The organism is Bifidobacterium pullorum subsp. gallinarum, from assembly GCF_000741215.1.
In the GTDB taxonomy this organism is placed as follows: Bacteria; Actinomycetota; Actinomycetes; order Actinomycetales; family Bifidobacteriaceae; genus Bifidobacterium; species Bifidobacterium pullorum_B.
This window is the reverse complement of the sequence record NZ_JGYX01000007.1, coordinates 134,605-149,172: the sequence shown is the minus strand read 5'-3', so window position 1 is coordinate 149,172 and position 14,568 is coordinate 134,605. Positions and strand designations below refer to the sequence as shown.

Below are 14,568 nucleotides of genomic sequence, written 5' to 3'. Positions count from 1 at the left end.
CGCTTAGATACCGCGTCGTCATACGGTTACGACGACACGCACTACAGTCCACCGCTTAGAGGGCGTTTCGTCGCAACTATGCGACAACACGCCTTCTACACATGGTGAACTGGATATCAGGTGCCGCACGTAGGGGGCTGGCGGCGTGCGCGGTGGATATACTCGCAGACGACGGTATCCCAGCAGCCTGCGACCCACCGCCGGTTCCCGCGGACGCGCTTGCAGTACCGCCCCACACCACACAATCCCAAGAAGGGAGAAGTCATGGAGAAGCCCATGAAGACGAAGGCTCTCTGCGCGGCCGCCACGGCGGTGCTGTTCGCATTGGTTTCCGCACCGTCGGCCTATTGCGCGGAAACCGACGCCCCGGGAGCCGACGGACATTCGGCGGCCCCGATGTATCTGGAATGCTCGCCGGCGTTCCAGTGGCTATGCGATATCTTCGGCCTGTGACGCCATCGCGCCTCTCGGGAGTTCGACGTGCAGACTCCACGTGATCCCGTCATCCGACTGGCTCCATGTGCCGCCGTTACGATCCACGAGTTCCCGGTACCGCCGCAAACCGCTTGACAACCCCACCGCTCCGCTCTGCGAGTGCGCGTTGAGCGCGGACACGATAATCGCCTCGCCCGTCTGCATCACCGAAATGGTGTAGCCGCCAGACGGCGAGGCATACTTGACGATGTTGCCGGCCAGTTCCCGTAACAGCCCGCAGATCATATCACCGCGTTCCGGATCCGGCTCCCACGCCAGATGGGTCGGCACTAATATGCTCCCCTGAAACCCCATAAGGCTCAGGCTTCGTTGCTGTTCCGAGGCGATGCCGCCGAGCTGACGGGTGAAATCCTGCGGTTCACTGGGCTCCCCGTCGTCGGGAAGCGATGATTCCAGCGTTCGGATGACCGTACGGGTGTGTTCCAATGCTGACGTGGCCAGATCACGGATTTGCCCGCCGGCCTGGCCAACGCCCACTTCCCCGTGTTCGAGTCTGTCGGTCATCATGATGATGGAACACAGGTCATTGGTGGTGTAATCGTGCAGTCGGCGCGCGGTTTGCGCGTTTCTGCCTGCCGCCGCACGACGGATGCGCTCCGTATCCCTCTGCCGTGTGAGTCGGAGCGAGATGCCGGCCAACGCGGCTATGACGCAGAGCAATGCGAACGACAATGGGGTCCCCTGCCCCGGCCGGTATTCCTGATGGTGCAGCACGGCAAGCAGCACGGCGTACAACACTCCCGGAACACAGGCAGCCACACCCAGCTTGATACCCAGATAGCCGAGGAATCCCGCCGCCGCCAGGCAGGACAACAGATACGACGCGGGGAATGGCACCGGGGAAAGCGTTCCCGCCAGCAGCACCAGGAACACGGTCCAGCAGCCGATGCGGGGCCGCACCGCCATCCACAGATCCGCCACAACGCACGCCACCAGCAGGACGCCGATGCCGACCGACGGCCCGTGGCTCATCAGCACCATGCCATCGACCAGATTCACCACCAGGCATACGCCGCTTATGACGAGAAACCAGAAGTACAGGCCGTGACGAGCCAGCCAACCCTCATCGCCCATGTCCTGCTCCCCCTTCTTCCGCAGGGGCACCGCATGCGACGTCCCACCCAACCTTGCCATACGCCGACATACCTCCTCCGTATGTCGCATATGCACACCCTACACCGTCACCCCGCGGCCGTGCGGCCACATGGCCGGCGTAACCGCGGGACGCTCACAATCCGTGTGTCTTGAGCTCGGCCACCAGTTGCACGTAGAACTCGCGCACGTCGAATCCTTCGATGTTCTCACGGTTCAGATCGATCATATCGGCATGCGAGATACCGCGCCGTCCGGCCGGCTCCAACCAGATGAACCGTTCTCCCCACGGGAACGAGTCACGCGCCACCAGCCCGTCGTTCGGCCCGTCGAACCAGGCGACCAGCGGATAGGTGAAATTCAGCGGGAACTTGCCGTGCGTCGCCTTGACCAGCCGCGAGCCGACGCTGCGGCATACGATGCCCGCCGGCGGCTCGTCCAGATCGCCCATCGCAGCGTTGAGCCGCATGCAGCCCGCCTGGGTCAGATCATGCACCGCGGCCATGAAATCCGGGGCACGGTCGCCCAGCCGCCGCGCCGCGGCGTTATAGGCCGAGGCGACCCGCTGCTGGGCGGCCGCGGGGATGTGCCCCAACAGATAGTCGGCGAACCCGCAGCCGCGATGCGGGGTGTTGATGGTGGTCAGCGAGGCGACCAATGGTCCGATGCCGTACCGTGCGATCGCGTACCGGAGGTCCAGCCCGCCCTTGGAGTGGGCGATGACGTTGACTTTGCCGCACCCTGTTTCGGCCACGATGCCGCGGATGCGTTCGGCCAGTTCCCGGGCGCTGTCCGGTACCGATGCGGCGGATTGGTGGTTGCCGTACAGCACGGTGGCACCGTTGCGTTCCAGCTCGGCGGGCACTCGCCCCCAGTAGTTGAGCAGGTTGGAATCGCGGAAGAAGACGCCGTGCACCAGCAGGATCGGGTATCGGGTGGCGCAGACGCGTTGTTGCGCGCGGCTGGCGTTCAGCTGTTCCTTGGCCGTTTCGAAGATGACTTCACGCTCGACGATGCAGATGATCCGCCGGAGCGCGATGAGGTTGGCGACGGGTATCCACCCGCAGAGGACGCCGATGACCCGCCATTTGAGACCGAGCTGCACCGATGAGAGATAGACGGTGACGATGCCCGTCCAGAACACGATTGTCTCGACCACGGCGACAACGGCCGTGCAGCCGAGCCAGGGTCCGATCGGCCACAGACCGGCGGTAACGGCGGCCAACGCGGCGGCGAGGGCGATGACGGCAACCAGTGTGGTCCACCAGAACACCTTGAGCACGGTCACGCCGAAGCGGCAGGCCTTGAGGTGCAGCGCGCGGGGTCGATCGTTCATACACCCATTATCCGCCCATTGGGCGGGCATCAAAAGGTCCCTTTGACGCATGGGAACGGATCTCATGCGTCAAAGGGACCGATGCGGACTAATCAGTTGGTGCCGATGCTCATCGTCTCGGGCAGGGTGCTGCCGCCGTCGATGACCACCTGCGAACCGGTGAGATAGCTGGCCTCGTCGGAGCCGAGGAACGCGAACAGTTCGCCGACCTCGGTGGGCTTGGCCAGACGCTTCATCGGCACGCCGACCGCGATGTCGTTGATCGCCGACTCCGGATCCTCCGGGTTGGATTCGACGGCCATCTTCTCCACCATCGGGGTGCGCGCGTAGCCGAGCTGCGAGCAGTTGACGCGGATGTGGCGGTCCGCGTATTCGACGGCCAGGCAGCGGGTCAAGCCGACCAGCGCGGCCTTGGTCATGGCGTAGGCGGCCTCACCCGCGTCGGCCACGATGTCGCCGGTGACCGAGGAGGCGATGACGATCGCGCCCTTGCCCTCCTCGAGCATGTACGGGATGGCGGCCTGACAGGTGTTCCACACGCCCTTGATGTTGACGTCGATGTGGAAGTCGCGGGTCTCGTCGGTCATCTCCTCGAACGGGGCCAGACGGCAGACTCCGGCGTTGCAGCAGGCCACGTCGAGGGAGCCGAAGGCCTCCTTGGTCTTGGCGGCCGCGTCGATCATCTGCTGCTTGTCGGCCACGTTGGCCACCACGGTGATGATCTGGGCGTCCGGATACATGCCGCGGATGCGCTCGGCGGTCTTGTCCACGTTCGGGTCGAGGTCGACCATGCAGATCTTCGCGCCGTACTTGACGTACGTCTCCGCAATGCCCTCACCGAGTCCGGCTGCGGCGCCGGTGATGATGGCGACCTTGCCTTCGAGCTTGCCCTGAACCATGGTGATAACTCCTTTGTATGTTGATGTTGGTTTGCGGTTACGGATTGGGTTGAGATCAGAATTCCTGTTCGCCGTCCGGCGTTTCGATGACGACCGACGTCTTCTTCCAGCGGACGAAGACCATCCACAGCCAGATCAGCACGCCGACGCCCAGATAGACGCCGAACGAGATCCACGAGCCGACGCCCTGGCCGAGCGTGCAGAAGAACGCGATGGCGATCATGATGACCATGGCCAGGATGCGGAAGAAATCGCCGCCCTTGACCACGTTCTTGTTGTTCTTGTACCACTCGGGATGCTTGTGGCGCATGCGCACGGCCGAGACCATCGTGATGGCGTAGGCGCAGGCGCAGCCGAACGACATCAGGTTGAAGAAGTCGTTCATGAACGTGCCGGCGTTCTGCAGCAGGATGAACACCAGGCTGATGACCAGCAGGAAGATGTTCGGCAGGATCGGCTGCTGATGCTTGTTGACCTTGGTGAAGGCCTCCGGCAGGAAGTTCTTCTTGCCCATCGAATACAGCATGCGCACGGTGGACATCCAGAAGCCCAGGATGGAGGCGGTCATGCCCATCAGGATGGAGACCAGGCCGTAGACCACCGGCCAGAAGCGCCAGCCGAGGATATTCTGCATGGCGGTGATGGTCATGAAGCCGTTGGCCGCGTCGCCCGCCAGCAGTTCGTCGGCGGGGGACAGACCGGCCACGCAGAAGAAGAAGATCGCGTAGATCGCGCCGCAGGTGATGACCGAACCGCAGATGGCCTTCTTGGCGTTCGAGGTCGGGAAGTCGCCCTCCTCGACCATCTGGGGCACGGTTTCGAAGCCGAAGTACGGGGTGATCAGCAGGGCCATGCCGATGATCCAGCCGGGGATGCCCAGCGAGGGGTCGATGTTCGTGAATCCGAACGATTCCACGATGTTCGAGAAGCTCCAATGCCCGCAGGTCAGGATCAGCACGGCGGTGATGAGCGTGGTGATGATGTTGGCGAACAGGCAGGTGGCCTGCGCCTTGACGAGGAACTGGATGTCCTGCATGCTCATGATGAACACGAGCACGAGGAACACCACGGCGATGATCATGGTGGTGCCGAAGCTCAGGTTCAGGCCGAACAGCTTGCTGATGAACGTGGCCACAGCCATGACCACGGCGGGCGGCACGGAGATCCAGGCGGCCATGATCAGCCACGAGGCCAGGAATCCGACGTGTTTGTTGAACCCGACGGTGTTGTAGATCAGCTCGCCGCCGGCGGTCTTGAACATCGACGAGATCTCGCTGTAGACCAGCGCGGTCGGCAGGATCGCCACGGTCATCAGCGCGAATGCCAGGAACGTGCCGGATCCGCAGTACCCGAAGAACACGGAGTCCCAATAGCTGACATAGGTGAAGATCGAACCGGTGGCAACGGTATACACGAACACCAGTTTCAGGCTTCGTTGCAGACCCTTGTTCCCGGCCGGCTTCTTGTCTGTCTCGGACATTGATTCACCCCTTTGATATGCGTAGGGTTGATGGCGCAGTGGAGACGATGCGTCATTACACTATCGACGTCTCGTCATCGAGCCGGTGGCTTACGCGTCAGGCACCGACGGGGATGCCGTTATCCTCGGGTCAGGGTGCCGGGTGCGCGGTTGCTAGGCGTCGTCGCCGTTCCGCTGTGTCATGTGGACATGATGCATCTTAGGCCGTGCTAAACGTTTTAGCAAATCGCCCGGCCTCGCCGATACATCGTTGCACCGTTCCGCTCGGGGATAAACCCCGCACCCGCGGCGAACCGTATACAGTGGGAGCCATGACAGAGCACACCGATTTCATCCGCCTCGAACCCGGCCAGATGGCCCCGGACTTCTCCCTCACCGCCGACGACGGTTCCACGCTCCGGCTCACGGACCTGCTGGCGCGCGGCCGCAACGTCATCGTCTACTTCTACCCCGCTGCGATGACGCCCGGCTGCACCGCAGAAGCCTGCGATTTCCGGGACAACCTCAACCGTTTGACCGCCGCCGGCTATGAGGTGGTCGGCATCTCGAAGGACGAGCCATCCACGCTCGCCCGATTCCGTGAGCGCGATCATCTGACGTTCCCGCTGCTGTCCGATCCGGATTGCGCGGTGCATCGGGCGTATGGCGCGTATGGCGAGCGCAAGTTGTACGGCAAGGTGCATGTGGGAACGATCCGTTCGACCGTGGTGGTGGGTCCGGACGGGCACGTGGTGCTGGCGCGGTATAACGTGCGGGCCAAGGGGCATGTGGCGTCGCTGCTCAGGCAGTTGGGCGACTAGTCGGGGCGATAATCCCCCGTGCTGTGCGCCACCGGGACTACAGTGGCATCCTATGTCTTGTACCACGATATTGATTGGAAAAGCGGCCAGCTACAACGGGGCGACGATTATCGCGCGCGATGACGACTCGGGGTCGGGCCGTTACGATCCGAAACGGTTCGTTGTGGTCCGTCCCGAGGACCAGCCGCGTCGTTACCGTTCGGTGCTCAGCCATGTCGAGATCGATCTGCCGGACGATCCGTGCCGGTACACAATCGCGCCGAATGTGCTGCCGAACCGCGGTGTGCTGGCCGAGGCCGGCGTCAACGTGCACAATGTGGCGATGAGCGCCACCGAAACGATCGCCGTCAACGAGCGTGTGCTTGCGGCCGATCCGTTGGTTGAGCTGCGTCCGGCGCAGGGGCAGCCGGGCGATGCCGATTACGTGCCGGAGCGGCCGGGCGGCATCGGCGAGGAGGATATCATCACGCTGGTGCTGCCGTATGTGACGACTGCGCGCGAGGGCGTGATCCGGCTCGGCGGTCTGCTGGAACGGTACGGCACGTACGAGTCGAACGGCATCGCGATCAGCGACGCCGACGAGATCTGGTATGTGGAGACGATCGGCGGCCATCATTGGATCGCCCGCCGTGTGCCGGACGACTGCTACGCCACGATCCCCAACCAGTTGGGCATCGACGAGTTCGATCTGGACGACGCGTTCGGCCAGCGGCGCGAGCACATGTGCAGCGCGGATCTCATCGAGTTCATCGAGCGTCATCACCTTGATATGGCCATGAACCGCGGCCCGCACCATCTGGACACGCGTGCGGCCTTCGGCACCGCCACCACCAAGGATCACATCTACAACACGCCGCGTGCCTGGTACATGCAGCGGTACCTGAACCCGGGCGAGGACTGGGATTCCCCGAACGCCCGGTACACGCCGACCTCGGACGACATCCCGTGGTGCCGCGAACCGGAGCGCAAGGTGAGCGTCGAGGATGTGGACTTCCTGATGAGCTCGCATTTCGAGGGCACGCCGTATGACCCGTACGGCACGTTGGGCACGCCGGAGTCACGCCACCGGTACCGTCCGATCGGCATCAACCGCACCGGCCACATGGTGGCGATGGAGCTGCGCGGCGACGTGCCGGCCGCGCACCGCGCGGTGATGTGGGTGTCGTTCGGTTCGGGACCGTTCAACGCGGTGGCGCCGTTCTATGCGAATGTGCTGGATACGCCCGCCTATCTGCGGGATACGCCGGCCGAGCCGTCCACCGATTCGTATTATTGGTCGATCCGCATGATCGCCGCGATGGCCGACCCGCATTACATCGAATGCTCGAACGCCATCGAGCAGTATGCGGAGCAGGTGCGCAGCTTCGGGCACCGGCATGTGTTCGACACCGACGCGGCACTGGCAGGTGCCGGCGCGACGGATGGGATGGATGCGGCCGCGACACAGCTCACCGAGGCGAACGAGGTCATGGCCGCGTATCTGCGGGAGCGTACCGCCAGGCTGCTGGCGGATGTGCTGTACACGTCCAGCAACCTGATGCGCAACTCCTTCGCCATGTCCGACCGCTGGGTGTAGTCCCGTCAGTCGAGGCCGAGGTCGTAGGCGGCGGCCTCGTCCCTGCTGCTGAAGGTCTTGAAGGCCATGAGCGTGCGGGTACGGGTCACGCCGTCGACCTTGGCGATGCCGCCGGGGATGATCTCGGTCAGCTGGTCGATGTCGTCCGCGTTGATGACGGCGACCAGGTCGATGTCTCCCGCCACCGAATACACCTCGCGCACGCCGCGGATCTCCGCCACGGCCCGGGCGGCCTCGTTGGCCTTGCCGCTTTCCGCATCGATGAGCACAATCGCGTTGGTCATGGGATCCTCCTTCATCCGTCCGGCGGGCGTCCAGGCGGTTCCGGCCGTGGAGCACCGTTGCCGCTCATTATAAGCAATCGTCCTCCGGCCGCAGTCCGACATGTACGCTGTGCGGACATCGACGTTCGACCGTCGCGGCATCGCCAACATGACCAGGCGCCTAATCCTCCGGGCCGCAAATATATCGGATTCATCGGCAGGCCCGGCATCACCCGCCGCGCCCGGTCTCACACAACGACCGGAACCCGCCCGCTACAGACGCCCCGAACGCGAGGGGTCGATCGACATGGTCTGGAACCGGTGTTCCATGTAGGCGTTGTCGTAATGCTCGGCGAAGAACCACGTCACCGGGGAGTCCGGCTCGTTGCCGGACACCCGGCCGTACCAGCAGTCGAATGCCATCAGCGTCATCGCGGCGTTGACGAGCATGAACACGAATGCCACGGCGGTCAGCGAATACCGGACCTTCCACGGGATCCGGTTGATCAGCCACAGGATCCGCGGCAGCAGCAGCTTGATCCACACCACCCCGAGGAACCCCCAGAACACCATGTACTTGCCGGAGGTGCGCCCGTCGATCGAGAGCCATTGGCCGGTGTAGTCCCAGGCGGTGATGCCGAACGCCACCTCCATGAACCAGCTGACGAAATACTCGAACGCGCCGCCGATCACCGCGCTGGCGCAGAAGATCAGCAGCGGATGCGAGCGCCACAGCCGGTTCAGACATGCGGTCAGGACCACCGCGCCGCAGCCGTAAATCGGCGAGAACGGTCCCCACAGCAGTCCGGCGCGGTCCTGCCATTCGCCCCATACCACACGGTGGTAGAGGGTTTCGACCACCAGGCCGAACACGCAGCCGATCATGAACAGCCAGAAGATGTTGAAGAATTCGAGTTCGATGTATCCCTTGCCGCTGGGATCGCGGCCGAGCATGCCTTTGGCGAGCGCCTCCTCGTAGTCGCTGCGTTCGTCCATGCGTTTGAGGGTGCGCTGCAGTCGGCGTTCCTCCAGCAGGGCGGGGTCGAGCACGATGGACAGGGTGGTGAGGATGGCCAGCTGCGCGATCGGCGGGATCAGGTTCCAGTCGACGCCGACGAGCGCCAGGGAGAGCATGCCGTCGGCGATGGTCAGGGGGATGATGGCGTACGCCCATCGCGCCGCGTTCTTGCGGCGGTTGCACAGCAGGAAGACGCCGAAGACGACCATGCAGGACGAGGAGACGAGCATGACGCCGACCTGGACGCAGGTCAGGATGAAGGTCAGGTCCAGCACGTCGATGACGGAGTGTCCGCTCAGGACGCCCACGATGCCGCGAACCGCGATGAAGACGAGTGCGGGGACGGTGACGATGCCGCTCAGCAGGACGAGGACGCCGTAGATGCGGGCGATGAGCGGCAACCGGCGGTCGTCGATGTCGACGCGGCCATCGCCGTTGACGTCGCCGGGCAGGCGGCGGGATGGGGTCCCAAGGGCTGCGGTGGCCGGTGTCTCATCGTGCGTTGCAGGTTCCATTGCCCCCACGCTAGCAGATGCGCGGCACGGCGGCGCTCGTTCCCGCGGCTGATATCGAACAGCAGCCACGGACATGCCCAAGCCACCCCCTCGTTCACGATGGAGTTCGCCGCCAAAATCGGACAGCAGCCATGGACATGCCCAAGCCACCCCCTCTTGGGGTGAATCACGGTGCGGCGTGATGCGCCGGAAGCCTATGCTACCGGAGATGCCGCGTTCCCGTTGCGGCCGATGATGGGAGGGTGTCCTGTGCGCAATGTGTGGTCGATCGTCGCGCGTGATGTCCGACGGCTGCTGCGTGTGCCGGCGGCGTGGGTGATTGTGTTCGGTCTGGCCGTGCTGCCCGCGTTCTACGCATGGGTGAACATCATCGGGTTCTGGGATCCGTACGGGAACACCGCCAATGTGCAGGTGTCGGTGGCCAATCTGGATGCCGGGACCGACAAGGAGCCGATCGCCGGCACGAATCTGGGCGACCAGATCGTCGCCTCGCTGCAGGGGAACCATGAACTCGGCTGGGTGTTCGCCGACGAGGACTCGGCCATGAAGGATGTGAGGTCCGGTCGTTCCTACGCGGCGATCGTCATCCCCGCGGATTTCAGCGACCGGCTGGCGGAGCTGATCGCCGACGGAGGCGCGCAGCGGCCGGCCTTGGAGTATTTCGTCAACGAGAAGGTCAGTCCGATCGCGCCGAAGGTCACGGACACCGCCGCGAATGCGGTCGATCGTCAGGTCAACGCCACATTCGTCGCCACCGTCAGCGAGGTGGTGGCACAGGCCGTCAACCAGGCCGAGGCCCAGGCGTCGGATTCCGCGGACGCCGCCCGCGCCAAGGCCGACCGGGCGCTGGCGGACGCGCAGAATGCCGTCGCCTCGATCCGCTCCGCCATCGCCGACGTCACCGATGCCGACGACCCGATGGATCTGACGGGTGTGCGCGCCACGCTCGACGATGTCCGCCGGCTCGGCGCCGACGCCGCCAGCGGGCTGGACGGCCTCTCCGGCCTGCTTGACACCACGCGGACCGCGCTCGGGCAGACCGTCGGCACCGCCTCCACGGCGTTCGACACCGGCAACGCCCTGCTCTCCCAAGCCAATGCCAAGGCCACGGGCGCTCTGGCCTCGGCGGCGGGAGCGATCACCGCGGCCAACGGCCAGGTCGCCGGCAGCCTGGCCACGCTGCAGGACATCACCGACCGCAACGCCACGCTTCTGAACAATCTGAAGGCCCTGTCCGAAGCCCTGCCGGATTCGTCAGGCACCATCATGCAGGCCATCGACCAGCTGCAACAGGCGAACACGACGCTGGACGGCACCATCGAAAGCCTGACGGCGCTGAACGGTACCATCGGCGCCACCGCCACGGACACCGGCGCGCTGGCGGACGATCTGGGCACGGCCATGCAACAGGCGTTGGACGCCTCCGCGCAGGCCCGGTCCACCCTGAACGCCGACGCTTGGCCCGCGCTCGGCAACGGGCTGGGTGCGCTATCCACGGCGAGCGGCACGCTCGGCGGCCAGCTGTCAGCGCAGGGCACGCTGATCGACCAGGCGTCACTGATCGTGGATCAGCTCGACCAGGCGCTCCTGCAGGCGACAACCGCCCTGTCCGACACCGACGCCGCCCTGGCGCGCGTGCAGACCCGGCTGGGCACGCTGCGCACGGATTTGAACGCGTTGTCCTCCGCCGGCACGCTGGACGCCCTGTTCGGCGGGGACGGCACGCTCGACGAGCGCAAGATCGCGGATTTCATGCTCTCCCCCACCGTGCTGGACGAGCATGTCGTGTATCCGGTCAACTCGTACGGTTCCGGCATGGCCCCGCTGTTCACGAATCTGGCGATGTGGGCGGGCGTGTTCATGCTGGTGGCGCTGATGAAGCTGGAGGCCGACGACGAGGGCGTCGAGGACCTGACCGCCACCCAGGCGTATCTGGGCCGTTGGCTGCTGTTGGCCGTCATGGCCGCCGCCCAGGGGCTGATCGTGACCGTCGGCGATCTGGTGATCGGCGTGCAGACGGTCAGCCCGGTCGCGTTCGTGGCCACGGGGGTGATCGCCTCGGTGACGTACAGCGCGGTCGCGTACATGCTGGCCACCACGCTGCTGCATGTGGGCAAGGCCCTGATCATGGTGATGATCATCGTGCAGATTCCGGGGGCAGGCGGCATGTATCCGATCGAGATGATGCCCGGGTTCTTCCGCGCCCTGCACCCGTTCTTCCCGTTCACCTACGCGATCGACGCCCTGCGCGAGACGATCGGCGGGTTCTACGGCGACGTCTGGTGGACCAGCATGGCGCATCTGCTGGTGTTCGCCGCCGTCGCGTTCGCCGTCGGCATCGGCGTCCGGCCGCGGCTGACGAACGTGAACCGGCTGTTCGCCCGGCAGATCGCCCAGGCCGGGATCCTCAACGGCGAGCCGGTGACGCTGCGCGGCCACGAGTATCCGATCGGCCAGATCCTGCGCGTGCTGGGCGACCGTGCGGAGTATCGGGAGGCGATCGTGCAGCGGGCGGCCGCGTTCGAGGAGCTGTATCCGCGGCTGCGGCGCGGCGCGACGATCGCCGGGTTCGTGGTGCCGGTCGTGCTGGCGGTCACGTTCTCGCTGACCACGGACGCCAAGCTGGCGATGCTGGGCGCGTGGACCGTGTGGGTGTTGCTGATCATCGCGTTCCTGATGGGCATCGAGCTGATGCGCGACCATCTGCGCCGGCAGGTCGAGCTCGGCAATCTGGACGACGAGGAGATCCGCGTGCAGCTGGCGTTGCGCGATCTGGACCGCATGCGCGCCCGCCGAGCGCGGCGGCGCAGGCGCGCACGCCGTGCGGACCGCACGCGGGAGGCCGCGCGCCGAATCGTCGAAACCGATCTGATCGGGTTGCATGATTCCAAGGGGAGGCACCGGGCATGAGGGATATCTGGCATCTGTTCGTGGACGATGTGCGCCGGCTCACCGGCAACGTGGTCTCCGTGATCATCGTGATCGGCCTGGTGGCGATCCCCAGCCTGTTCGCCTGGTTCAACATCGCCGCCAGTTGGGATCCGTTCGGCAACATGGGTGCGATGCGGTTCGCGGTGGCGAACGACGATGAGGGCTACCAGTCCGACCTGATCCCGGTCCGTGTGTCGATCGGCGCCGAGGTGGTGGACCAGCTGCGCGCCGACTCGCAGCTGGATTGGACGTTCACCACGCGGCAGGACGCGATCGAGGGCACGAAGTCCGGGGAATACTATGCCGCGCTGGTGATCCCGAAGGATTTCAGCGCCACGATGATGACGTTCTTCACCGAGGACGCGCACCACGCCGTCATCGAGTATTACAGCAACGAGAAGAAGAACGCGGTCGCCCCGAACCTGACGGGTGCGGGCGCCGATGAGGTGGCCGCGCAGGTCAACGAGATGTTCGCCGAAACGCTGACGGGCACCGCGTTGGACATCGCCGCGGCGCTGGTCCGGCAGCTCGACCGCCCCGAGGCCCGGAACGCGATGGACGATTTCCAGGCCAACATCGCCGACTTCGCCGCCCAGTTGAACGACACCGCCGACTCCCTCGCCACCTACCGCGCGCTGACCGACACGGCCCAGTCGCTGCTGGAGAGCTCGTCGGCGCTGGTCGGGCAGACCGCCACGGCCATCGACGACGACGCCGAACCGTTGGGCGACGCCCGTCAGGCGGTCCGCGACACGGCCGACGCGCTCTCGGCGGCCGCGGGCACGGTGACGGACGCGCTGTCCGCCAGCGCCGACGGGTTCACCGGCGTGCGCGACGACCTCGACACGGTGTTCGACGACGCGCAGGGCAATGCCACGGCCACCGCCGACGCGCTGCGTCAGCAGTCCTCCGCGGTGAGCGACCAGGCGGCGCTCTACCGGCAGCTGCACGATACGCTGCTGGGACTGCCGGGCGCGGCCGACAACCCCGACCTGACGGCCGCGGCGGACGCGCTGCAGCGCACCGCCGACCAGCTGGACACGCTGGCCACGGCGTTGACCACGGCCGCCGACACGGTGACGCGGGACGCCGACGCCGCGCTCGGACAGCGGGAGCAGATCCGCACGCTCATCGACCAGGCCGTCGCATCCGTCACCGACGTCTCGGACGGGTTCGCGGCCGACATCGCCCCGCAGGTCGACCAACTCACCGCCGCCGTGCGGGACGCCTCCTCCGTGCTGGATCAGGACACGCAACGGTTGGATTCCACGGTCTCCACACTGGACGGCGCCGCGGCGGACGCCGGCGCCACGGTGGCGGACATCCGCACGATGCTGGACGACACCGCCGCGCACCTGCGCGAGGCCGGCGCCGGGCTGACCACCTTCCATGACGATCTGGCCGACGCATTGACGAGCGGCGACGCCGACGCCGTCCGTTCGCTGCTCGCCGGGGACGCGTCCTCGCTGGCCTCCGCATTGGCCGCACCGGTCGAACTGGATCGCAAGGCCGTGTTCCCGGTGGCGAATTTCGGTTCGGGCATGGCGCCGTATTACACGTTCATCCCGTTGTGGACCGCGTCGATCCTCATCGCCCTGGCGGTCAGGACCTCGCTGGCGGACGAGCAGCGGCGGCGGTTCCGCCGGCTGCGGCCGCATCAGGTGTTCCTGGGACGCTTCGGCGTGTTCGCGCTGATTTCGCTGCTGCAGAGCACGGTCAGCTGCGCGGGCAGCCTGCTGTTCCTGCGCGTGCAGGCCGTGCACCCGCTGCTGTTCATGCTCTCGGGCTGGGTGGGCGGACTGGTGTTCGCGTTCTTCATCTACACGATGGTGGTCAGTTTCGGCAACATCGGCAAGGCGATCGGCATGCTGATGCTGGTGTTCCAGGTGTCCGGGTCGGCCGGCTCGTACCCGCTGCAGGTGCTGCCGGGGTTCATGCAACGGCTGAGCCCGTTCCTGCCGATCACGCATGCGATCAACGCGATGCGCGCCGCGATCGCCGGCATCTACCAGAACGACTACTGGATGGAGCTGGGCAAGCTGCTGCTGTTCGTGCCGCCGCTGCTGTTGCTCGGCTTGTTGCTGCGCAAGCCGTTGGTCGGGCTGAACCGCCGGTTCGGGGAACAATTGGAGCGTACCAAGCTCATCGGATGAGCTGCGACCG

General features: G+C 65.5%; 11 protein-coding genes. 5 read left to right on the top strand and 6 right to left on the bottom strand.

Annotated elements, in window-relative coordinates; genetic code table 11:
- Window positions 1-264: 264 nt before the first annotated feature.
- Window positions 265-453 (top strand): hypothetical protein, encoded by a 189-nt coding sequence (locus BIGA_RS09575; protein WP_033507334.1) that lies wholly within the window; start codon window positions 265-267, stop codon window positions 451-453.
- On the opposite strand, the gene BIGA_RS08465 is transcribed toward BIGA_RS09575, so the two are convergent.
- From BIGA_RS08465 to BIGA_RS08450, 4 genes are all read right to left on the bottom strand, one after another.
- Window positions 430-1,629: a sensor histidine kinase gene (locus BIGA_RS08465; protein ID WP_033507332.1), complete on the bottom strand. Its 1,200-nt coding sequence runs from the start codon at window positions 1,627-1,629 to the stop codon at window positions 430-432. The two genes, BIGA_RS09575 and BIGA_RS08465, sit on opposite strands and share 24 nt — an antisense overlap.
- 94 nt (window positions 1,630-1,723) lie before the next feature.
- The gene (locus BIGA_RS08460; protein ID WP_033507330.1) at window positions 1,724-2,923 is read right to left on the bottom strand and encodes an esterase/lipase family protein; all 1,200 of its coding nucleotides are present in this window, start codon (window positions 2,921-2,923) and stop codon (window positions 1,724-1,726) included.
- Window positions 2,924-3,015: 92 nt separating this feature from the next.
- Complete coding sequence (gene ucpA / locus BIGA_RS08455; RefSeq protein WP_033507327.1) at window positions 3,016-3,822, bottom strand: SDR family oxidoreductase UcpA; 807 nt, start codon at window positions 3,820-3,822, stop codon at window positions 3,016-3,018.
- A gap of 55 nt (window positions 3,823-3,877) precedes the next feature.
- Window positions 3,878-5,302, bottom strand: coding sequence for an APC family permease (locus BIGA_RS08450; protein ID WP_081929618.1), 1,425 nt, complete (start codon window positions 5,300-5,302; stop codon window positions 3,878-3,880).
- Between the two features lie 311 nt (window positions 5,303-5,613).
- Here BIGA_RS08450 and BIGA_RS08445 point away from each other — a divergent pair, with 311 nt between their 5' ends.
- The gene (locus BIGA_RS08445) at window positions 5,614-6,102 is read left to right on the top strand and encodes a peroxiredoxin (protein WP_033507323.1); all 489 of its coding nucleotides are present in this window, start codon (window positions 5,614-5,616) and stop codon (window positions 6,100-6,102) included.
- 52 nt (window positions 6,103-6,154) lie between these two features.
- Window positions 6,155-7,678 (top strand): C69 family dipeptidase, encoded by a 1,524-nt coding sequence (locus tag BIGA_RS08440; RefSeq protein WP_033507321.1) that lies wholly within the window; start codon window positions 6,155-6,157, stop codon window positions 7,676-7,678.
- A gap of 5 nt (window positions 7,679-7,683) precedes the next feature.
- Here BIGA_RS08440 and BIGA_RS08435 read toward each other — a convergent pair whose 3' ends face one another.
- Both BIGA_RS08435 and BIGA_RS08430 read right to left on the bottom strand, forming a co-directional pair.
- Window positions 7,684-7,962, bottom strand: a complete 279-nt coding sequence (locus BIGA_RS08435) for an Lrp/AsnC ligand binding domain-containing protein (RefSeq protein WP_033507319.1) — start codon at window positions 7,960-7,962, stop codon at window positions 7,684-7,686.
- A 252-nt stretch (window positions 7,963-8,214) separates the two neighbouring features.
- Window positions 8,215-9,474: a putative ABC transporter permease gene (locus BIGA_RS08430; RefSeq protein WP_051917204.1), complete on the bottom strand. Its 1,260-nt coding sequence runs from the start codon at window positions 9,472-9,474 to the stop codon at window positions 8,215-8,217.
- A gap of 249 nt (window positions 9,475-9,723) precedes the next feature.
- Between BIGA_RS08430 and BIGA_RS08425 the strand changes: the two genes are divergently transcribed.
- Together BIGA_RS08425 and BIGA_RS08420 are read left to right on the top strand one after the other, a co-directional pair.
- The gene (locus BIGA_RS08425) at window positions 9,724-12,384 is read left to right on the top strand and encodes a YhgE/Pip domain-containing protein (RefSeq protein ID WP_051917203.1); all 2,661 of its coding nucleotides are present in this window, start codon (window positions 9,724-9,726) and stop codon (window positions 12,382-12,384) included.
- Entirely contained in the window at window positions 12,381-14,558 is a 2,178-nt protein-coding gene (locus tag BIGA_RS08420; RefSeq protein ID WP_033507317.1) for a YhgE/Pip domain-containing protein, read from the top strand. The genes BIGA_RS08425 and BIGA_RS08420 overlap by 4 nt, the downstream gene beginning before the upstream one ends.
- Window positions 14,559-14,568: the final 10 nt, after the last annotated feature.